The sequence below is a fragment of the Streptomyces sp. CB02400 genome, assembly GCF_001905725.1.
GTDB classification, from domain to species: Bacteria; Actinomycetota; Actinomycetes; order Streptomycetales; family Streptomycetaceae; genus Streptomyces; species Streptomyces atrovirens.
In genome coordinates, this window is the sequence record NZ_LIWB01000006.1 from 389,020 (window position 1) to 409,252 (window position 20,233).

Sequence of the window (20,233 nt, forward strand, 5' to 3'; positions counted from 1 at the left end):
GGGTGATCGTCATATGCCACTGAGCGCCCGAAAAACGCGAAGAGGGCAGAACGAAGCCCCCGATCACGGGGGAACAACCGGGGGCTTCGCGTCTGCCGGCGGCTCCGAAGGGCCGCACATTGAGAACGTAAGACCTGTAAGCGCCCCCGGTCAAGCCGAGTTGGGGTACTCCGGCAACTTGTCCGGGACCACTCTTCACAGGTTCACCACAACGCGGGCGGTCCGTCACCCTCCGTGAGCGGAGGGGGTGATTCAGCCGCCCCGGCGGGCCCGGGAAGCAGCTCGTATCCCTTCGGGCGCTGCCGCACCAGGAGCCCCGCGAAGGGTCGCGAGGGGTCGCCCGCGAAGTGCTCGCGTTCCGCACGGACCCAGCCCTCCCAGAACTCCCGCTGCTCCGCGCCGTCGCGGGCCCGCCCCCGCGACCAGGACTCCTCCTTGGGGAGGTCCATCCACAGCAGCAGCGCCAGGTACGGGCGCAGGGCCCGGCGCCCGACGCCGACGCCCTCCACGACGATCACCGGGGCGGGCGGCAGCGGGCGGGGCGGTCCGAAGCGGCGGGTCCGCCAGTCGTAGGGGGAGTAGTGCGCGGTCTCGCCGCGGCCGAGGGGCTCGATCACCTGGCTCAGCAGCCGTCCGGTCCAGTCGAACAGTTCGGTGTGGCTGGCGATGTCGTCGAGCCGCAGCACCGGAGCGCCGTCCAGCGCCTCGGCCAGCCGCAGGGCGAACGTCGACTTCCCCGAGCCGGCGTGTCCGTCGACACCGACGAGCCGGACCGGGCCGCACGAGGGGGCGAGCCGGCGGATGCGGGAGGCGAGAGCGTGAATGGCTGGTTCCTGAGGGCGGGGAAGGGGGAGGGGGCGGAGGGCTTACCGGAGCACTCTAGGCCCCCGGACGGACGATCCCTCGGCCGGACGGGTTCACCGCGGATCCCGCCATTGGTCGAGTCCCATGTTGGTCGGGCGCGGTACGGCCAGGGTGCTGGCAGGATCCGCCCGGCTGCGTTCATAGTTGGCGCACACCCGCTCCACCCGGCGGACGTACGCCGTCCGGCCGGCCGTGCTTTGGTCCTGTCCCGACTCCGAGACCCGGGGGTCTTCCACCCATGAGCAGAGCCGAACTGCCGTCCCGCAGGTCCCTCCTGGCCGCGGCGGTCGTCACCGCCGTCGCCGGGAGCGCGGGCCCGGCGTCCGCCGGCACCCCGACCGGACACGCCACCGCCACCGACACCGCCGGCGTCGGCCGGACCGCCGCCCGCCCCGTCGACAACCGCTCCTGGACCTCGTACACCGACTGGCGCGGCGGCACCGCCGTCGGGACCCGTGCCGTCGCCGGTGTCCGCCCCGGTCTTCTGATCGCGAGGCCCGCCGGCACCGCGGACTACACCGACCCGCACACCGGCCGCACGGCCGCCTGGGAGTACGCGACCTGGACCTCGCCCGTGCACCGTCTCAGGGTTCCGGCGACGGAGGTCATCGCCTCCTGGAACGCGCACACCCCCGCGGGCACCTGGCTCCAGACCGAGCTGAAGGGCACGTACTCCGACGGCACGGACACCCCCTGGTACGTCACGGGCCGCTGGGCCGCGGGCGACCAGGACATCCGGCGCACCTCGGTGGACGACCAGAGCGACGGGAAGAGCAGCATCTGGACGGACACGTTCTCCGTCGACGACGCGGCCTCCGGCCTGCGCCTCGTCTCGTACCGGCTGCGCCTGACCCTCTACCGGCGTCCCGGCACCCGGCTCACCCCCACCGTGTGGCGGCTCGGCGCGATGGGCTCCGACATCCCCGACCGGTTCACCGTCCCCGCCTCCGCGCCCGGCCTCACCAAGGAGCTGATCGTCCCGCGCTACTCGCAGGAGATCCACAAGGGCCAGTACCCGGAGTACGACAACGGCGGCGAGGCCTGGTGCAGCCCCACCTCCTCGCAGATGATCATCGAGTACTGGGGCGGCCGGCTCACCGAGGAGCAGCTCTCCTGGGTCGACCCGTCCTACGCCGACCCGCAGATCTGCCACGCGGCCCGCTACACGTTCGACCACCAGTACGAGGGCTGCGGCAACTGGCCCTTCAACGCCGCCTACGCGGCCACCTTCGACGGCCTGGCGGGCGTGGTCACCCGCCTCGGCTCCCTCACCGACCTGGAGACGCTGATCGCCGCGGGCATCCCGGCCATCACGTCGCAGTCGTTCCTGGCGGAGGAGCTGACCGGGGCGGGGTACGGCACCTCCGGGCACCTGATGACGGTGATCGGCTTCACCGCCGACGGCGATGTGATCGCCAACGACCCCGCCTCGGACGACAACGCGGCCGTGCGCCGTGTCTACCGGCGGCGCGAGTGGGAGAACATCTGGCTGCGGACCAAGCGGTACAACGCCTCCGGGAAGGTGGTGTCCGGCACCGGAGGGGTCTGCTACCTCTACTTCCCGGCCCGGCCGACCCCGCGGCAGCGCAAGGCGCTCGCGGCGGTGGGCGTGCGCTGAGCCGGTCCCGCCGACGGCCCCGGACGACCGGGGCCGTCGGACGCCTGTGACCGACGTCTCGGCCGCGGAAGCCGCTCACGGTGGCAAGGTGGACGTCAGTCGCAGGGGGAGTCCACCGCACCACAGAGACCAGCGAGAAGCCATGACCACGAACGCAGCCACCGTCACCCGCGCCCGCACCGGCGGCCCCCGGGAGGACGGCCCGAAGATCCTCGAACACGCCATGGGATGGACCCTCGTCGTGGTCCTCGCGATGTTCGTGACCCAGCTGGGACTGCTGTAGCCCGAGGTCGCGGGGCTGTCGGTCCGGTTCCTCCGGATGACCTGACATACTGCGGCGGGACGTCCCACCGCCCGCAGGAAGACCTGGGTCGAAATTGAACATCAGCCGGCAGTCCGCCGCACGCCCCGCGGCGCGCGGTACCGAGCGTTCGTCCACGCGTCGCGCCGAACTCATCGCCATCGGGCGGAGGTTGTTCGCGGACACGTCGTACGACGCGCTCTCGATGGACGACATCGCACGCCAGGCGCAGGTCGCCAAGGGGCTGATCTACTACTACTTCCACTCCAAGCGCGGCTACTACCTGGCGATCATCGAGGACTCGGTGGCCGGTCTGGTCGGCTTCGCCGCGAGCGGGGCCGGACTGCCGTCCGTGGAGCGGGTGCACCGCACCATCGACAGCTATCTGCGGTACGCCGAGCACAACCAGGCCGCCTACCGCGCGATCGTCAGCGGCGGCGTCGGCTTCGACACCGAGGTGCACGCCATCCGGGACGGGGTGCGCGAGGCCATCGTCGCGACCATCGCCGAGGGCGCCTACGGCCGTACGGACATCGCGCCGGTGGCGCGGATGGGGCTGCTGGCCTGGGTGTGCAGCGTGGAGGGCGCCGCGCTCGCCTGGATCGACCGCGGTGAACTGTCCCGCGAGACCATGAGCGAGCTGCTGGTGAAGACGCTCGGCGGGGCCATGCGCGCCATCGAGGAGCTGGACCCCGCCCACCCGGCCCCGGCGCCCGCCCGCCGCGACGCCTGAGACGGGCCCCGGCCCTTGATCGGTTCCCTGTTCGGGGTGTCACCTTTCGGATGAATGTCCTGTTCGGCGGAGGCGTGGAAACTTTTTGAAGTGAGCGGTCGTTAACTGGTGACTTGCTGCGGCCGATCGGGCATACTCGCAGCGCACAGCCGCTGGTCAGCAGCTTCCGAGACCCGGGAGTGCGAGCATCGGCCAGGCACCGATACGACCCCGGCGGAGCCGCCCCCACCCAAGGCGCACGCCGATGTGCCCGAACAGGGAGGAGAGCGTCGCCATGCCCGACCGCGCCCCGCAGCCGGTGGACCGGCAACTGCCCACGGACGAGGCCCGGGACCTCATCTCGCTCGTCCGCGACATCGCGCAGCGCGAGGTCGCCCCGCAGGCGGCCGAGGAGGAGGACGCGGGCCGCTTCCCCCGCGAACTGTTCACCCTGCTCTCCGAGTCCGGCCTGCTCGGCCTGCCCTACGACTCCGAGTACGGCGGCGGAGACCAGCCGTACGAGGTCTACCTCCAGGTCCTCGAAGAGCTCGCCGCGGCCCGGCTCACCGTCGGCCTCGGTGTCAGCGTGCACACCCTGGCCTCCTACGCGCTCGCCGCCTTCGGCGCCAAGGAGCAGCAGGCCGAGCATCTGCCCGCGATGCTCGGCGGCGGCCTGCTCGGCGCCTACTGCCTCTCCGAGCCCGCCTCGGGCTCGGACGCGGCCTCGCTGCGCACCAAGGCCGTGCGCGAGGGCGACGACTGGGTGATCACCGGCACCAAGGCATGGATCACCCACGGCGGCATCGCCGACTTCTACACCGTCATGGCCCGTACCGGCGAGGAGGGCCCGCGCGGCATCACCGCGTTCCTGGTGCCCGGTGACGCCGAGGGGCTGAGTGCCGCCGTGCCGGAGAAGAAGATGGGGATGAAGGGCTCGCCCACCGCCCAGGTCCATCTCGACGGCGTCCGGGTCCCCGACGCGCGGCGCGTCGGCGAGGAGGGGCAGGGCTTCGCGATCGCCCTGTCGGCGCTGGACGGCGGCCGGCTCGGTATCGCCGCCTGCGCGATCGGTCTGGCCCAGGCGGCGCTGGACGAGGCGCTCGGCTACGCGGCCGAGCGGCGGCAGTTCGGCAAGCCGATCGCCGACTTCCAGGGACTGCGCTTCATGCTCGCCGACATGGCCACGCAGATCGAGGCGGGGCGCGCGCTGTATCTGGCGGCGGCCCGGCTGCGCGACGCGGGGCGGCCGTTCGCCAAGCAGGCCGCCATGGCCAAGCTGCACTGCACCGACACGGCGATGCGGGTCACCACCGACGCCGTGCAGATCCTCGGCGGCTACGGCTACACCGCGGACTTCCCCGCCGAGCGCTACATGCGCGAGGCCAAGGTCCTGCAGATCGTCGAGGGCACCAATCAGATCCAGCGCATGGTCATCGCCCGCCACCTCGCGGGCCCGGAGACCCGCTGAGCGGATCGAGCCCCCGCCAGGGCGCGGCGAGCCGGGTCCACTCCGGGTCCTGCCGCCCGGGCAGCGTGCGGCCCCGGTCCGCCCAGGCCCGCATCAGATCGCGGTAGATCGGCGGATCCGGGAGCCGGGGCGGCGCGGGTGCGACCGCCTCCGCGGGCGGCGGCACGAAGACGCGGCGCTGACGCCCGGTCGTCGAGTGCGTGGGGGTCGTCATGTCCGGGCAACGCGGGAGCGGCCGGACGGGTCACCGACCCCCGGAACAGGACGTGCGTTCGCGGCCGTCCCGCGCGGACGGGGGCGGCGGACCGCGCCGCCCCCGCACCGGTGTGCGCTCAGGCGGCGTGCCGCCGCATCGCCGGGACCCGGATCGGACGCGAGCCCGGACCGCCGACGTGCGAGAAGGGCTGGGTGCGCCAGTCGAGCCCCTGGGGAAGCGTCAACAGCAGGGCCATGTCCTGCTCCTGGGGAGTGACGGACTCGTCGGCCGGCCGCGCCTCGGTGGCCCGGCGGCCGGTGCCGGCGCAGACCGTGAGCCCGAACGGGTTCCACGGCGAGGCGCACAGCGCGTGCTCCGGCAGGGTGTCCTCGTCCGCGAGCAGGGCGATGGGCTGCGCGCAGTCCGGGCAGACGACCCGGTACATCTCGAAGGTGTCGTAGGCGTCGAGTTCCTCGTCCGGGACGTCGGGTTCGACGTACTCCGGATCGAGCTCGACGACCGGCTGCTGCCGCTTGGACGTGGTACGACCAAGGCGCTTAAGACTCTGCATTGGGTTCTCCCCCTCGGGCTGGGCCGTGAAGGCACTGCGGCCTCGACCACAGCAAGCACTTCCCGCCCCTCCTCCGGGGTAATCACGGGAACATCACGGAGACCGCTCGAAGGGTGTGGCGTTCGTCACATGCCAGGTGCGGGTGCCCCGTGCGGGGGCTTTGTCCCCCGGCACGTCACGAACCGGGCATGACCTGGGCGGCTCAGGTATCCGAGGAGATCAAGCGCACTGTAGGTTCTTGCGCCATGGAGGAGCTGGACCGACAGATCGTGCAGCTGCTCGTCAAGGACGGGCGGATGAGCTACACAGACCTGGGCAAGGCCACGGGCCTGTCCACGTCGGCCGTGCACCAGCGGGTGCGCCGGCTGGAACAGCGTGGCGTCATCCGCGGCTATGCCGCGGTCGTCGACCCGGAGGCCGTCGGCCTGCCCATGACCGCCTTCATCTCGGTCAAACCCTTCGACCCCAGCGCCCCCGACGACATCGCGGACCGCCTCGCCGGCGTCCCCGAGATCGAGGCCTGCCACAGCGTCGCGGGCGACGAGAACTACATCCTCAAGGTGCGCGTGTCCACACCGCACGAACTGGAGGAACTGCTCGCCCGCGTACGCTCACTGGCAGGCGTCTCCACCCGCACGACGGTGGTCCTCTCCACCCCGTACGAAGCCCGCCCGCCACGCATCTGAATCCCGCGCCGATTCCAGCCCGTCCGGCTGAAATCCAGCCCCTCCGGCGTTTGAGGAGCGGGAGTCCGGGGCGGAGCCCCCGGGGATGGGAACGGGAAGGGGCGACGGGGGCGATCACAATGGACCGGCCGGGAACGGACGGGATGCGTCGCCCCCCGGAGACGGCCCTGCACGCGGAGCGCCCCGCACGACGCGCGAAACTGTGGGACATGAGTGAACGCACCGCCCCACCCCGCACCCTCCTGCTCCGCCGCGGCGAGGTCCACAGCCCCGCCGACCCCTTCGCGACCGCGATGGTCGTCGAACGCGGCCAGGTCGCCTGGGTCGGCTCCGAAGGCGCCGCCGACGCCTTCACGGACGGCGTCGACGAGGTGATCGACCTCGACGGCGCGCTGGTCACCCCCGCGTTCACCGACGCGCACGTCCACACCACGGCCACCGGCCTCGCCCTCACCGGCCTCGACCTGTCCACCGCCCCCTCGCTGGAGGCCGCGCTGGCCCGTGTACGGGAGTTCGCCGCCGCCCGCCCGGACGACCGGGTCCTCCTCGGCCACGGCTGGGACGCCGCCCGCTGGCCCGGCGGCCGTCCCCCGACCCGCGCCGAGCTCGACGAGGCCACCGGCGGCCGTCCCCTCTACCTGAGCCGGATCGACGTCCACTCCGCGGTCGTCACCACGGCGCTCCTCGACCTCGTCCCGGTCGTGGTCACCCGCGAGGACCGCCCGCTCACCGGGGACGCCCACCACGCGGTGCGCGCCGCCGCCCTGGCCGCCGTCACGCCGGCCCAGCGCACCGAGGCCCAGCGCGCCGCCCTCGCCCACGCCGCCTCCCTCGGCATCGGCACGGTCCACGAGTGCGGGGGCCCGGAGATCTCCTCCGAGGACGACTTCACCGGACTGCTGCGGCTCGCCGCCGAGGAGAGCGGCCCGCGCGTCGTCGGCTACTGGGCCGAACAGGACGTCGCCAAGGCGAAGGAGCTGGGCGCGATCGGCGCCGCGGGCGACCTGTTCGCCGACGGCGCCCTCGGCTCGCACACCGCGTGCCTGCACGAGCCGTACGCCGACGCCGCCCACACCGGCACCGCCCACCTGGACGCCGCAGCCGTGGCCGCCCATGTCGTCGCCTGCACCGAGGCGGGCCTCCAGGCCGGCTTCCACGCCATCGGTGACGCGGCCGTGAGCACTGTCGTCGACGGCATGCGGGCCGCCGCCGGCACACTCGGTCTCGCCCGCGTCCGCGCCGCCCGGCACCGCGTCGAGCACGCCGAGATGCTCACCCCCGAGACCGTCGCCGCCTTCGCCGAACTCGGCCTGACCGCCTCCGTCCAGCCCGCCTTCGACGCCCTGTGGGGCGGCGAGGACGGCATGTACGCGCGGCGCCTGGGCGCGGAGCGGGCCCGCACCCTGAACCCCTTCGCGGCGCTGCTGCGCGCCGGCGTCCCGCTCGCCTTCGGCTCCGACAGCCCGGTCACCCCCCTCGACCCCTGGGGCACGGTCCGGGCCGCCGCCTTCCACCGCACACCGGAGCACCGCGTCTCCGTGCGCGCCGCGTTCACCGCGCACACGCGCGGCGGCTGGCGGGCGGTCGGACGCGACGACGCGGGCGTCCTGGTGCCCGGCGCGCCCGCCGACTACGCCCTCTGGCACACCGGTGAACTCGTCGTCCAGGCCCCCGACGACCGGGTGGCGCGCTGGTCCACCGACCCCCGCTCCGGCACCCCCGGCCTGCCCGACCTCGCCCCCGGCCGTGACCTGCCGGTCTGTCTGCGGACCGTGGTCGGCGGGCACACGGTGTTCGTACGGCCGGGCGAGTGATCTACGAGGGGGGCGCGGTGACGATCATGTGCCGCGCCCTTCTTCCACGACCTGCGCATCCTCCTCGCTGACCAGGCATTTGAACCACATGACGCAGGTCGAACGACTGTTGACAGGCGGCCGCGGGAGGCCGGTAGGTTCGGCCGGGTCCACCACCGGACGCCCGACCGGAGAACGTCCGGCCACTCGTGTCGGTACCGCTGGGTCAGGGACGGTGTGCCGCACCGGGGCACCGTCACTGGGAACCAGGCTCAGCGGCGGCGCGGTACCGAGGGACGTTCCGGCCGGCCGGGGAGGTGTGACCCCGGGTGGGGCCCGGGCGCTCAGTAGACAACGGCTTCAGGTCGATCCGCAGCCGGCGGGTCCCGGGCCGGCCCGAAGGGCGCCGGGCCCCATCCGCTGTCCCTCGCCTCCTTCAGTGCGCCCAAAAAGTGTGTTCCTACCCGATCTTCGGTAAACAACACCACCATATGAACGTCCCGTCACGTCTGCGCGGGCCTTGCCCACTATGGTGGGACCCTGCGCACAGGACATGAAGGGGCAGCAGTGAACGACGGCGACGGGACCCTCGCGGCAGGATCCCAGGGGCGGAACTTCGGCCCGCTCGGCACGGCTCTGGTGATCATTCCGACCTACAACGAGGCGGAGAACATCAAGGCGATCGTCGGCCGGGTGCGCGAGGCCGTTCCCGAGGCGCACGTTCTCGTGGCCGACGACAACAGCCCCGACGGCACGGGCAAGCTCGCCGACGAACTGGCCGCCGGGGACGACCACGTCCAGGTGCTGCACCGCAAGGGCAAGGAGGGCCTGGGCGCGGCCTACCTCGCGGGTTTCCGCTGGGGCATGGAGCACGGCTACGGCGTACTGATCGAGATGGACGCCGACGGCTCCCACCAGCCCGAGGAACTGCCCCGTCTGCTGACCGCCCTCAATGGTGCCGACCTGGTGCTCGGTTCGCGCTGGGTGCCCGGCGGCCGGGTGGTGAACTGGCCGAAGTCCCGTGAGGTCATCTCGCGCGGGGGCAGCCTCTACTCGCGCGTGGCGCTCGACCTGCCGCTGCGCGACATCACCGGCGGCTTCCGCGCCTTCCGCCGCGAGACGCTGGAGGGCCTCGGCCTCGAGGACGTGGCCTCCCAGGGGTACTGCTTCCAGGTCGACCTGGCCCGCCGCGCGGTGAAGGCCGGCTATCACGTCGTCGAGGTTCCCATCACGTTCGTCGAGCGCGAACTCGGCGACTCCAAGATGAGCCGCGACATCCTCGTCGAGGCGCTGTGGCGGGTCACGGCGTGGGGTGTGGGGGAGAGGGTCGGCAAGGTCCTCGGACGCGGCGACGACAAGCAGCGGGCCGAGCCGGACGTCAAGCAGTCCGAGCCGGACGTCAAGCGGTCCGAACCGTAGGCGTACGGCCGTCTGTTCATCCCGGTGGTCCTGGTGATCCCGCTTATCCCGTGCTGAGCCGGGCCCAGGCACACTGGGAGCATGACGACTGGCGCTCAGACCCCGTATCCCGCCCGGCCCCGGCGCTCCCGGCTGCGCACCTTCCTGCCGCTGGGTGTCGCCGCATGGCTCGTGCTGGAGATCTGGCTGCTCACCATGGTCGCCGGGGCGTCGAACGGGCTGGTGGTCTTCCTGATCCTGGTGGCCGGTCTCGTCCTCGGCTCGGTCGTCATCAAGCGGGCCGGGCGGCGGGCCTTCAAGAGCCTGACCGAGACGCTGCAACAGCAGCAGGGCGGGATGCTGTCCGAGGCCCGGCCGAACAGTGAGGGCAACGGCCTGACGATGCTGGGCGGCCTGCTCCTGATCATCCCCGGCGTGATCTCGGACGCGGTGGGGCTGCTCCTGCTGGTGCCGCCGGTGCAGAAGACCGTGAGCCGTTACGCCGAGCGCACCTTCGAGCGCAAGCTCCGCGAGGCCGCGCAGGGCTCTCTCGGGGACGCCTTCCAGCAGGCCCGTATGCGCCGGCCCGACGGCAAGGTCGTCCAGGGCGAGGTGATCCGGGACGAGCCCGGAAGCGCTCCGGGGGACACCCCGCAGGGACCGCGCCCGCCGCTCACCCGCTGAGGGCGGCCGGGCCCCGCACGCACAGCCGGGCCCGCACGCACACAGGACCGCGGGCGCCCGCGGTCCTGTGCCGCTGTGCGTTTGTGGCTTCGCCCGGGTCCCCCGGCGGGATCAAGCCGACTTTCGGCTGTCCCTGGGGTGAACCGCGATGTTCATCGCACCGGAGCGCAGAACGGCGAGACGCTCCTCGAGGACCTCTTCGAGTTCCTCTCGGGTGCGCCGCTCCATCAGCATGTCCCAATGCGTACGCGCGGGCTTGGCCTTCTTCTCCTCGGGGCCGTCGCCGTCCACCAGGAGTGCCTGGGCACCGCAGACCTTGCACTCCCACTCCGGCGGGATCTCCGCCTCGACCGAGAAGGGCATCTCGAAGCGGTGCCCCTTCTCGCATGCGTACTCCACGGCCTGGCGCGGGGCCAGGTCGATGCCGCGGTCCGTCTCGTAGCTGGTCACCACGAGGCGCGTGCCGCGAAGAGCTCGCTCACTCATGAATCGTGCCTCCCGGGCTTGTCGCCCACAGGACAGGTGTCGCTGTCGTCGTCATCCGGTCAACGTCCGGGCGGCGGTAAAGATTCCCGTCCGGAGTTCCGATCCGGGTCATGCGTCGCCGTCGTAGCCGCAGCCTTGTCAACCAGTGCAGTACCCCCCGACGTCCGGTTTGTCACATCTGTAAGGAGATGCGACTCAGCGTTCGGCATCTTTGACGCGCAGTAACGGTACGCCTGGCAGGCCAAACGCGTACACTACAGCCCTTTCGCGCCCAGTGCTAAATCCGTTCGGGAACCGGGTTGCCCGCCTCGGTGATCGCCCGCCGCACCGGCACCCGCGCGAGCAGCACGAATCCCAGGACGAAGAAGCCCACCAGGGAGATGATCGCGTCCCGGTAGCTGCCCGTCAGCTGGTAGGTGAGACCGAACAGCAGCGGCCCGAGCCAGCTCGTCCCGCGGTCGCTCACCTCGTATGCGGAGAAGTACTCGGCCTCCTTGCCGGGCGGTACGAGATGGGAGAAGAGCGAGCGGGACAGCGCCTGGCTGCCGCCGAGGACCAGGCCGATTCCGGCCGCCAGCACGAAGAACCACACGGGGGCTCCGGCGGGCAGGAAGTACCCGGCGGCCAGGGTCAGGGTCCAGGCGGCCAGGGAGCCGAGGATCGCGCGCTTCGCGCCGTACCGCCGGGCCAGCCGGCCCAGCGCCAGCGCGCCCGCCACCGCCAGCACCTGGACCAGCAGCACGGCCACGATGAGCGTCGACTGTCCGAGCCCCAGCTCCTCGGAGCCGTACACCGAGGCCTGGGTGATCACCGTCTGGATGCCGTCGTTGTAGACCAGGTACGCCAGCAGGAACGCCAGCGTCAGCGGGTGCCGGCGCATGTCGCGGACGGTCGCCGCGAGCTGCCGGAAGCCCGGCAGGGCCGCCTCCCGCGCGGGAGCGCGGCGGTCGCGCAGCCGGCGCAGCGGCACCAGCGCGAAGGCGCCCCACCACAGGCCGGCCGACGCCAGGCAGATGCGCACCGCCATGCCCTCGGAGACACCGAAGCTTTCGTGACCGGTGTAGAGGACGAGGTTCAGAACGAGGACCAGGGACCCGGCCGCGTATCCGAAGGCCCACCCGCGCGAGGAGACCGCGTCGCGCTCCTCGGGCGGGGCGATCTGCGGGAGGTAGGAGTTGTAGAGCATCATCGCGACCGACTGCGCCGCGTTCGCCACCACCAGCAGCAGACCGCCGAGCAGATAGCGCTCGCCGCCCAGGAAGAACATGCCCGTCGTCGCCGCGGCCCCGGTGTACGCGGCGGCCGCGAGCAGCGGCTTCTTGCGGCCGGTGCGGTCGGCGGCGGCCCCCACCAGCGGCATCACCAGCACGGCCACGATCACCGACAGGGAGACCGAGTAGGCGAAGAAGGAGCCCGCGCGCACCGGTATGCCCAGCGGGTGGACGAACCCGTCCGCGTCCGCCGCGGCCTCGGCGACCGACGTCAGATAGGGACCGAGGAACACGGTGAGCACGCTCGTGGAGTACACGGAGCACGCCCAGTCGTAGAAGTACCAGCCGCGCTGCTCGCGCCGCCGGCCGGCGGCCTCGTCCCCCGCCGCTGACCGCACGGTCTCGGTGTCCACCCGTGCCCTCGCTTCCCCGTGAGCGCGCGGAGGTGGTCGGGCACGGGGTCTCAGACCCAGACGCCGCGGTCCTCCATGACCTTGCGCAGTGTGTCGATGTGATCGGTCATGATGCCATCCACCCCGAGGTCCAGGAGCCGGTGCATCCGCTCCGCCTCGTTGACCGTCCACACGTGCACCTGGAGCCCGAGCGCGTGGGCGGCCCGTACGAACCGGTGGTCGACCACCTGGATGCCCGACTGCTGCTCGGGGACCTGGGCGGCGACGGCCGACCGGCGCACCGCGGCCGGCAGTCCCCAGGACCGCAGCCGCAGGTTCAGCACGCCCCGGGTGCCGTAGGAGGTGGCCAGCCGCGGGCCGGCCAGCCGCTGGGCGCGCACCACGCGGGCCTCGGAGAACGAGCCGAGGCAGACCCGGTCCCAGGAGTCGGTGCGCCCGATCAGGTCCAGGAACGGCAGGAGGGCCGGTTCGGCCTTCACGTCGACGTTCCAGCGCACCTCGGGGAAGGTCTCCAGGAGCTCCTCGAACAGGGGGACCGGTTCCTCGCCCGCCACGCGCGCGTGCGCCACGTCCCGCCACGGCAGATCGGCGATCCGGCCCGCGCCGTCCGTCACCCGGTCGAGGGTCGCGTCGTGGAAGGCGACGAGCCGGCCGTCGCGCGTGGCGTGGACGTCGGTCTCGATGTACCGGTAGCCCGTCTCGACGGCGCACCGGAACTGCCGGACGGTGTTCTCCAGGCCGTCCGCCGCCCCGCCCCGGTGGGCGAAGGCGATCGGGGCGGGGCGGTCGAGGTAGGGGTGGCGTATCCGCGGGGTCACGGACGCAGTATCGCGCGCCGTGGTTGAGCTGTGGCAACGACCGTGCTGCCGTCGGATGCCGAGGGGACGGCGAAGGCGCGCAGGAACAGCTGGGCGAGCGGGCCGATCGTCACCGCGTACAGCAGGGTGCCGACGCCCACCGTGCCGCCGAGGAGGAAGCCCGTGACGACCACGGTGATCTCGATGGCCGTGCGGACCAGGCGGACCGACACCCCGGTGCGCTGGTTCAGCCCCGTCATCAGTCCGTCGCGCGGGCCCGGACCGAAGCGCGCCGCGATGTACAGCCCGGTCGCCGCGCCGTTGAGCACGATGCCCGCCGCCATCAGCGGCACGCGTACGGCCATGGCGTGCGCGTCGGGGACCACGGCCAGGGTCGCGTCCATCGCCGCGCCGATCACCAGCACGTTGGAGACGGTGCCAAGGCCCGGCCGCTGACGCAGCGGGACCCACAGCAGCAGCACCGCCGCGCCCACGAGGGTCAGCACCACGCCCATCGACAGCCCCGTCCGCTCGGACAGGCCCTGGTGCAGCACGTTCCACGGTTCGAGGCCGAGCCCCGACCGCACCAGCAGCGCCGAGCTCGCGCCGTACAGCGCCAGACCCGCGTACAGCTGGAACAGCCGCCGCGCGAGATGCCCGTGCCGAGAGGAGTACCTGGCCAAAACGTGCCCCCTGTGGTGGAAGTGGACCGACGCATGACACCCTGTGGCTTGGTCGATGATGTCATCCATGGCCAATCCGGGAAAGGTGGACTGATTCTCATGGTGCAGTGGACCTCCGCAGTGGGTGCGGCGCAGCTCGCCCGGCTGCTCAACTCCCAGCAGGACCGCCCGGCCGGCCCCGGGACCCGCCGCCCGCCCGCCTACCGCGCGCTCGCCGACGGCATCCGTCTGCTGGTGCTGGAAGGACGCGTACCGGTGGCCGCGCGGCTGCCCGCCGAGCGGGAACTGGCCCTCGCCCTCTCCGTCAGCCGCACCACCGTCGCCGCCGCCTACGAGGCGCTGCGCACCGAGGGGTTCCTGGAGTCACGGCGCGGCGCGGGCAGCTGGACCGCGGTCCCGGCCGGCAATCCGGTGCCCGCGCGGGGACTCGAACCACTGCCGCCCGAGGCCCTCGGCTCGATGATCGACCTCGGCTGCGCCGCGCTGCCCGCGCCCGAGCCCTGGCTCACCCGGGCCGTCCAGGGCGCGCTGGAGGAGCTTCCGCCGTACGCGCACACCCATGGCGACTATCCCGCCGGGCTGCCCGCGCTGCGCTCGATGATCGCGGACCGCTACACCGCGCGGGGCATCCCGACCATGCCCGAGCAGATCATGGTGACGACCGGCGCCATGGGCGCCATCGACGCCATCTGCCACCTCTTCGGGGGACGCGGCGAGCGCATCGCCGTCGAGTCGCCGTCCTACGCCAACATCCTCCAGCTGATGCGGGAGGCCGGGGCCCGGCTCGTCCCCGTCGCCATGGCCGAGGGCCTGACCGGCTGGGACCTGGACCGCTGGCGCCAGGTGCTGCGCGAGGCGGCGCCCCGGATCGCGTACGTCGTGGCCGACTTCCACAACCCGACCGGCGCGCTCGCCGACGAGGACCAGCGACGCCGCCTGGTGGACGCGGCACGTTCCGCGGGCACGGTGCTGGTCGCCGACGAGACGATGAGCGAGCTGTGGCTCGACCCGGACGTGGAGATGCCGCGCCCGGTGTGCGCCTTCGACCCGGCCGGGTCCACGGTGATCACGGTCGGCTCGGCGAGCAAGGCCTTCTGGGCCGGCATGCGCATCGGCTGGGTGCGCGCGGCCCCCGATGTCGTCCGCAGCCTCGTCGCCGCACGCGCGTACGCCGATCTGGGCACGCCCGTGCTGGAACAGCTGGCCGTGAACTGGCTGTTCGGCACCGGTGGCTGGGAACAGGCCGTGGAGGTACGACGCGCCCAGGCCCGGCAGAACCGGGACGAGCTGGTGACCGCGGTACGGCGGGAGCTGCCCGACTGGGAGTTCGAGGTACCGCGCGGCGGCCTCACCCTGTGGGTGCGCACCGGCGGCCTCTCGGGCTCCCGCCTCGCCGAGGCGGGCGAACGGGTGGGCGTCCGGGTCCCGTCCGGCCCCCGCTTCGGCGTCGACGGAGCCTTCGAGGGCTACGTACGCCTCCCCTTCACGGTGGGCGGCGCGGTGGCGGAGGAGGCGGCGGTCCGCCTCTCCGCAGCAGCCCGAATCGTAGAAACAGGCGGCACCTCGGGCACGGAAACCCCCCGCACATTCGTGGCGTAACCAGGGCGCCGGTGCCGATTCGACCGCGGGCAGTCGTGCAGACCTCCAGAGAGGTGACGGTGCCCCTGCAACTGCGGGCAACCGTGCCTTCCCCAGTGCCTCAAGGGCCTGGGAGGTCCCCCCAGGGCGGCACGGGTGGGCGCAGCGGCACGTGCCACAAGGCACCTCTCCAACGGCAGAACCCGTGGGCACCGACGGTCGGCTAGGTGGTGGGCTCCACCACCGCCTCCTCGGCCTCGGCGCCGGCCGCCGCCACCTTCTCCACCCTCACCTTGTCGAGACGCACAGCCTCCACCACCCCCGCCTCCAGCCGCTCCGGCTCCTCATCCGCAGGCGTCGTCCGCGCCGGCAACAGCTCCAGCACCGCCTGCCGCTCCGCCTCACTGGTCGCGTCGTCGTACGGATCCGGCGTCGCCGGAACCTGAAGACGGTGGACCGGCCCCGATCCCAGCCGGGCGTAACCGCGCCCCGGCGGCACCTGGTCGACCGGCGTGGTGTGCGGCGGCGCCCCCAGGACGGCCCTCAGCTCCTCCGCCGTCGCGGGCCCGAGGACGACACGCGCGCGCGTGTGCTGCCGTACCGGATCGCTGAGGCCCTCCAGACCGTCGAGCTGCTCGGCGACGACCACGGTGACGTTCGCCGGACGGCCGTGCCGCAGCGGAACCTGGAGCAGCGACTGGGGATCCTCGCGGCCGTCCGCGGCGGCCAGGTGCGTGAACGCGCTCGGCCGGTCCAGCAGCAGCCACAGGGGACGCCTGGTGTCCTCGGGCGGCGGGTCGCCCGCCTGATGCGCCCGGTTGGCCGCGATCAGCCGGCGCTCCGTCTCGTGCGCGGCCCACTCCAGGCTGGTCAGCGCCCCCGTCAGCCCGCACTCCACGGCGAGCACGCCGTCCCGGCCGGTCAGGCAGGCGTACTCGCCGGTACCACCGCCGTCGACGATCACCACGTCGCCGTGGCGCAGGGCCTGCAGGGCGATCGAGCGCAGCAGTGTCGAGGTGCCGCTGCCCGGCTGGCCGGCCACGAGCAGATGGGGCTCGGTGGAACGGATGCCGGTGCGCCAGACGACGGGCGGGACATCGCGCCGCTCCTCGCCGTGGGCGCCGTGGGTGAGCGGCAGCGTCCGCTGCACCCCGGTGGGATCGGTGAAGCCGAGGACCGTCTCACCGGGGGCCGTGACGAAGGGCTGGGCGGCGATGTCGGTGGGCAGGGGCGCGAGGACGCGGACCGTGAGCTGGTTGGCCTCCTCGTCCCACGCGAAGTGGTACTCGCGGCCACGCCCCGATTTCGCGCCGAGCAGATGCTCGATCCGCGCCCGTGACTCCGGCTCGCCGTCGGTGAAGTAGGCGGGGTAGCCGATCACCAGGTGCGCGATCCGGCCGGTGGAGTCGAACGCGTACTCGGAGAAGACCTTCCCCCAGTCGCCGCCGTGGGCGTAGAGCGGTTCGGGGTCCTCGGCGGCGGAGAAGTACGGCACCAGGGCCTCGTAGAGCGACTTCAGGCGCTGGGCCTGCGACGCGTCGGGGCCGGCGGACGCCGAGGGGGAGCGGTCCCGGCCCTGCCAGGCCGCCGCCGCCATCAGAGTGATGACGGCGAGCAGGGGACCGTACGGCGCGAGCGCCACGACCAGCAGGACCGAGGCCACCAGGAAGAGCAGTGCGCCGCGCCGGTCCTTGGGCGTGCCGGCCCACCTGCGCCGCCCGGCCGAGGCCAGTCGGCGCAGACCGCGCGTGATGGTGATCAGCGGATGGAGGACGTCCGTGGCGCCGTCGGCCGCCGTCCTGGCCAGTTCCCGGCTCCGGGCGAGCTGTGCGCCGCCGTTGCTCAGGATGCGGGGGAGTGGGCGCCGGGCCACTGCTGTCTCCAGAGGGTGCGTACGGGCGGACGGTGCGGGGTCGGGCGGATCAGAACTTGAATCCGCCCAGGAGGCCGGCCAGGCTTTCGCCGCCCGCCTTGATGCTGGGTGCGATGGCCGTGCTGGCCAGATAGAAGCCGAAGAGCATCGCCACCAGGGCGTGCGACGCCTTCAGTCCGTCCTTGCGGAAGAAGATGAAGACGACGATGCCGAGCAGCACCACGCATGAGATAGAGACGATCATGTGAGTTCTCCTGGTTTGCGGGGACAGTCACCATGAGTACTGCCAGGATCACAGAATGTATCCATACGATAAAAGGTGCAACTGGGTAGATTCTCGACATTTGCCCCGAATGGGTCTGCCGTGATCATTGCCCCGGGTGCGACAGGTCATGTGCCCGGTGAGCCAGTACCCTGGCGATTCACCCGTACGGCTCTGCACCGCTCGCAGACGTACGTCCTGTCCCCGATGCGTGAAGCATGTGCAGTGAGAGGCGGTCCGGCGATGACTGATGCCCCCGACCCCGAGGTCGTGGAGCTGGCGACCAAGATCTTCGACCTGGCCCGGCGCGGCCGGGCCGAGGAGCTCGTGGCCTACGTCGACGCGGGCGTGCCGGCCGACCTCACCAACGACCGGGGCGACTCCCTCGTGATGCTCGCCGCGTACCACGGTCACGCCGAGGCGGTGCGCGCGCTGCTGGAGCGCGGCGCCGACGCCGACCGCGTCAACGACCGGGGCCAGACGCCACTCGCGGGAGCGGTCTTCAAGGGCGAGACCGAGGTGATCCAGGTCCTTCTGAAGGGTGGCGCGGACCCGTCCGCGGGCACCCCCTCGGCCGTCGACACGGCCCGGATGTTCGGCCGTACGGAACTGCTCGACCTGTTCGGCGAGCGCTGAGCGACACGCTCTGACCAGCGACGACACAGAAAACGGGGGAGGCGGTACAGGGCCGCCGAAATTTCGGTCGCGGTAGATGTGACCGCCGGGTCATCATGACGACGTGATTCACGGACGCGATGGCTGGGCAGGTGTTGCCGCACCGCGCGGGCCGTGATGCGGTCCGCATGGGCCACCGACGAGAGGCAGAGAGAGATGGTCTACAGCAAGCAGGAAACGGCGGGCGCCCCGACGTGTTGTCACGCGGCCAGGTAATGCACGTCCCCGGTTGCGTCGACGCTTGATGTGAGGCTGTTTCCCATGTTCGATCCGGTCATAGCGCCCAGCGGTACGCTGCTCGGCCTGCTCCAGCGGGGCCGTGGCGACGGCACGCTGCACGCGCTCACCGCCCCGCGCTCCGAAGCGCTCGCGGCGCTGAACCACTGTGTGCTGCACGACCCGCGCCACGACTGGCAGGTGGAGAACCGCTCCCTGTACTACGCCCGCCTCTACCTCGATCTGCACGGCGAACTGGACGCGATCGAGGCCCACCTCTTCGACCCCGAGGACGTCCTCGACACCGACGAGTCCCGCACCGGACTCGCCCTCGCGGTCCTCGGGCACCTCGCCTCCTACGGCAGGCGGGACGCCCTCGACCTGCTGCGCAGGTACGCCGCCCACGGCACCAACTGGGCCTGGGCCCTGGACGAGCTGGCCCTCCGGGACGACGACGCGGGCCTGCGCGCCCTGGCCGCCCCGGTCCTCGCGCGGTTCACCACCGACGCCGAGGGCGAGGCGGAACTCGCCGCCACCGTCCGTGACGCCTTCGAACCACGGCCCTGGCGACTGTGGGCCGACGACCCCCGCGAGTCCGTCGCCACACGCGTGCGCGCCGCCCAGGAGGCCGGGTCCTTCGACCGCTGGCAGCGGCAGATGCGCCCCACCGGGCCCCGGCCCGGCTGGAGCGTGCGGGCGGTGTTCGAGTGGGCCCAGCAAGGCGTCGAGCGCGGTGCCGCGCTCCATGTCCCGGCCGCCCGCTGCCTCACCGCCGTGGCGGGTCCCGAGGACCGGCCCGAGATCGTCCGGGCCGCCCAGGACGGCACCGAGGGAGCCCGGTGCACCGCCCTGCGGTATCTCGCCGACGGCAACGATCCCGACGCCCTCGGCCTGATCGAGGGCGCCGTGACCACCGGCTCGACGGCCGTCGTGGAGGCAGCCGTCGACGCCTTCGAACGCATGCGCTCTCTCGCCGCCGTCGACCGGGCGCGCGGCTGGGCCCGCCGGCCCGACCCGCTCGGCGCCGCCGCCGGCCGGGTCCTCGCCTGCCGGGGCGGCGTCCAGGACCGTGACCTGGTCCTCGCGGCGCTGCGGGAGGCGGTACGGGGCGAGGGCCCCGACGCGCCCACCCTGTGGACCCTCGTCGACGGCGCCGGACGCCTCGGCATCGCCTGCGCCGCCCCCGTGCTCCGCCACATCTACCGCGAGACCGCCTCGTCCCACCTGCGGGGCCGCGCCGCCCGCGCCCTCGCCGCGACCGACCCCTCCTACGGCACCGGTTTCGCCGTCGAGTGCCTGTGGGACTGCGAGGAGACCACCCGCGAGATCGCCGCCCGGCACGCCGAGACCGGGGACAACCGGGTCGTCGAACGCCTGCGCCGGCTCGCCGCGGACCCGGCAGAGGAAGCCGAGGTGCAGACCGCCGTACGCAGCCGGATCGGCCCGGAGGAGACCGCCGTGTGACCCGTCGGCGGACGGCCCCGCGGGTCAGGTGCGCGTGGACGCCGCCTGACCCGCGCGGGTGCGGGAGGCGACGCTGACGGCGCGTTCCCCGCCGGGAAAGATCAACGGTGACGTGACCACGTCCGGCGCGGTGACAGCACCGGTAGGCGAGTCGTCATCGTGACCGAGTCCTCTCCCCCGAACCGTCCGAACACCTCGTCGCCGCCTCCCCGCCGACGCGGACGACGCCCCCCGACGACCGGGCGCCCGCCCCGTCGCCCGCGCCCCCTCCCTTCCGCCGCCCG

General features: G+C 72.6%; 20 protein-coding genes. 11 read left to right on the forward strand and 9 right to left on the reverse strand.

What is annotated here, in order from left to right; all coding sequences use genetic code 11:
- Positions 1–203 precede the first annotated feature (203 nt).
- Positions 204–824 (reverse strand): hypothetical protein, encoded by a 621-nt coding sequence (locus AMK33_RS17940; protein ID WP_073933825.1) that lies wholly within the window; start codon positions 822–824, stop codon positions 204–206.
- Between the two features lie 278 nt (positions 825–1,102).
- Here AMK33_RS17940 and AMK33_RS17945 point away from each other — a divergent pair, with 278 nt between their 5' ends.
- The 4 genes from AMK33_RS17945 to AMK33_RS17955 all read left to right on the forward strand — a co-directional run bounded on the left by AMK33_RS17945 (position 1,103) and on the right by AMK33_RS17955 (position 4,963).
- On the forward strand, positions 1,103–2,482 hold the full coding sequence (locus AMK33_RS17945; RefSeq protein ID WP_073933826.1) for a peptidase C39 family protein: 1,380 nt from the start codon (positions 1,103–1,105) through the stop codon (positions 2,480–2,482).
- Between the two features lie 142 nt (positions 2,483–2,624).
- Positions 2,625–2,765, forward strand: a complete 141-nt coding sequence (locus AMK33_RS41435) for an SCO1431 family membrane protein (protein ID WP_107062155.1) — start codon at positions 2,625–2,627, stop codon at positions 2,763–2,765.
- 94 nt (positions 2,766–2,859) lie between these two features.
- On the forward strand, positions 2,860–3,516 hold the full coding sequence (locus tag AMK33_RS17950) for a TetR/AcrR family transcriptional regulator (RefSeq protein WP_073933827.1): 657 nt from the start codon (positions 2,860–2,862) through the stop codon (positions 3,514–3,516).
- 274 nt (positions 3,517–3,790) lie between these two features.
- Positions 3,791–4,963, forward strand: a complete 1,173-nt coding sequence (locus AMK33_RS17955) for an acyl-CoA dehydrogenase family protein (RefSeq protein WP_073933828.1) — start codon at positions 3,791–3,793, stop codon at positions 4,961–4,963.
- Here the strand turns inward: AMK33_RS17955 and AMK33_RS17960 are convergent.
- A complete protein-coding gene (locus AMK33_RS17960; RefSeq protein ID WP_073933829.1) occupies positions 4,926–5,177 on the reverse strand; it encodes a hypothetical protein in 252 nt (83 codons plus the stop codon). The genes AMK33_RS17955 and AMK33_RS17960 overlap by 38 nt on opposite strands.
- A gap of 118 nt (positions 5,178–5,295) precedes the next feature.
- Complete coding sequence (locus AMK33_RS17965; RefSeq protein WP_073933830.1) at positions 5,296–5,730, reverse strand: hypothetical protein; 435 nt, start codon at positions 5,728–5,730, stop codon at positions 5,296–5,298.
- A 245-nt stretch (positions 5,731–5,975) separates the two neighbouring features.
- On the opposite strand from AMK33_RS17965, the gene AMK33_RS17970 reads away from it, so the two are divergent.
- The 4 genes from AMK33_RS17970 (at position 5,976) to fxsA (ending at position 10,291) form a co-directional block, all read left to right on the forward strand.
- A complete protein-coding gene (locus AMK33_RS17970) occupies positions 5,976–6,416 on the forward strand; it encodes an Lrp/AsnC family transcriptional regulator (RefSeq protein ID WP_030867874.1) in 441 nt (146 codons plus the stop codon).
- Positions 6,417–6,625: 209 nt separating this feature from the next.
- Positions 6,626–8,230: an amidohydrolase gene (locus AMK33_RS17975; RefSeq protein WP_073933887.1), complete on the forward strand. Its 1,605-nt coding sequence runs from the start codon at positions 6,626–6,628 to the stop codon at positions 8,228–8,230.
- A 546-nt stretch (positions 8,231–8,776) separates the two neighbouring features.
- Positions 8,777–9,628, forward strand: a complete 852-nt coding sequence (locus AMK33_RS17980; RefSeq protein ID WP_107425135.1) for a polyprenol monophosphomannose synthase — start codon at positions 8,777–8,779, stop codon at positions 9,626–9,628.
- A gap of 81 nt (positions 9,629–9,709) precedes the next feature.
- Entirely contained in the window at positions 9,710–10,291 is a 582-nt protein-coding gene (gene fxsA, locus AMK33_RS17985; protein ID WP_073933831.1) for an FxsA family membrane protein, read from the forward strand.
- A 111-nt stretch (positions 10,292–10,402) separates the two neighbouring features.
- On the opposite strand, the gene AMK33_RS17990 is transcribed toward fxsA, so the two are convergent.
- The 4 genes from AMK33_RS17990 to yczE form a co-directional block, all read right to left on the reverse strand.
- Positions 10,403–10,777 (reverse strand): RNA polymerase-binding protein RbpA, encoded by a 375-nt coding sequence (locus tag AMK33_RS17990; protein ID WP_003977404.1) that lies wholly within the window; start codon positions 10,775–10,777, stop codon positions 10,403–10,405.
- A 277-nt stretch (positions 10,778–11,054) separates the two neighbouring features.
- The gene (locus tag AMK33_RS17995; RefSeq protein WP_073933832.1) at positions 11,055–12,401 is read right to left on the reverse strand and encodes an MFS transporter; all 1,347 of its coding nucleotides are present in this window, start codon (positions 12,399–12,401) and stop codon (positions 11,055–11,057) included.
- A gap of 50 nt (positions 12,402–12,451) precedes the next feature.
- Positions 12,452–13,219: a glycerophosphodiester phosphodiesterase gene (locus AMK33_RS18000; protein WP_073933833.1), complete on the reverse strand. Its 768-nt coding sequence runs from the start codon at positions 13,217–13,219 to the stop codon at positions 12,452–12,454.
- A complete protein-coding gene (gene yczE, locus AMK33_RS18005; protein ID WP_073933834.1) occupies positions 13,216–13,881 on the reverse strand; it encodes a membrane protein YczE in 666 nt (221 codons plus the stop codon). The genes AMK33_RS18000 and yczE overlap by 4 nt, the downstream gene beginning before the upstream one ends.
- Positions 13,882–13,980: 99 nt before the next feature.
- Between yczE and AMK33_RS18010 the strand changes: the two genes are divergently transcribed.
- Entirely contained in the window at positions 13,981–15,480 is a 1,500-nt protein-coding gene (locus tag AMK33_RS18010; protein ID WP_073933835.1) for an SCO1417 family MocR-like transcription factor, read from the forward strand.
- Positions 15,481–15,682: 202 nt separating this feature from the next.
- Here the strand turns inward: AMK33_RS18010 and AMK33_RS18015 are convergent, their stop codons facing one another.
- Both AMK33_RS18015 and AMK33_RS18020 read right to left on the reverse strand, forming a co-directional pair.
- Entirely contained in the window at positions 15,683–17,332 is a 1,650-nt protein-coding gene (locus AMK33_RS18015) for a hypothetical protein (protein WP_073933836.1), read from the reverse strand.
- A gap of 49 nt (positions 17,333–17,381) precedes the next feature.
- Positions 17,382–17,576: a hypothetical protein gene (locus tag AMK33_RS18020; protein WP_030867896.1), complete on the reverse strand. Its 195-nt coding sequence runs from the start codon at positions 17,574–17,576 to the stop codon at positions 17,382–17,384.
- 261 nt (positions 17,577–17,837) lie between these two features.
- Here AMK33_RS18020 and AMK33_RS18025 point away from each other — a divergent pair, with 261 nt between their 5' ends.
- A complete protein-coding gene (locus AMK33_RS18025; protein WP_073933837.1) occupies positions 17,838–18,230 on the forward strand; it encodes an ankyrin repeat domain-containing protein in 393 nt (130 codons plus the stop codon).
- A gap of 300 nt (positions 18,231–18,530) precedes the next feature.
- Entirely contained in the window at positions 18,531–19,949 is a 1,419-nt protein-coding gene (locus AMK33_RS18030) for a HEAT repeat domain-containing protein (RefSeq protein ID WP_073933838.1), read from the forward strand.
- The last annotated feature ends 284 nt before the right edge of the window (positions 19,950–20,233 follow it).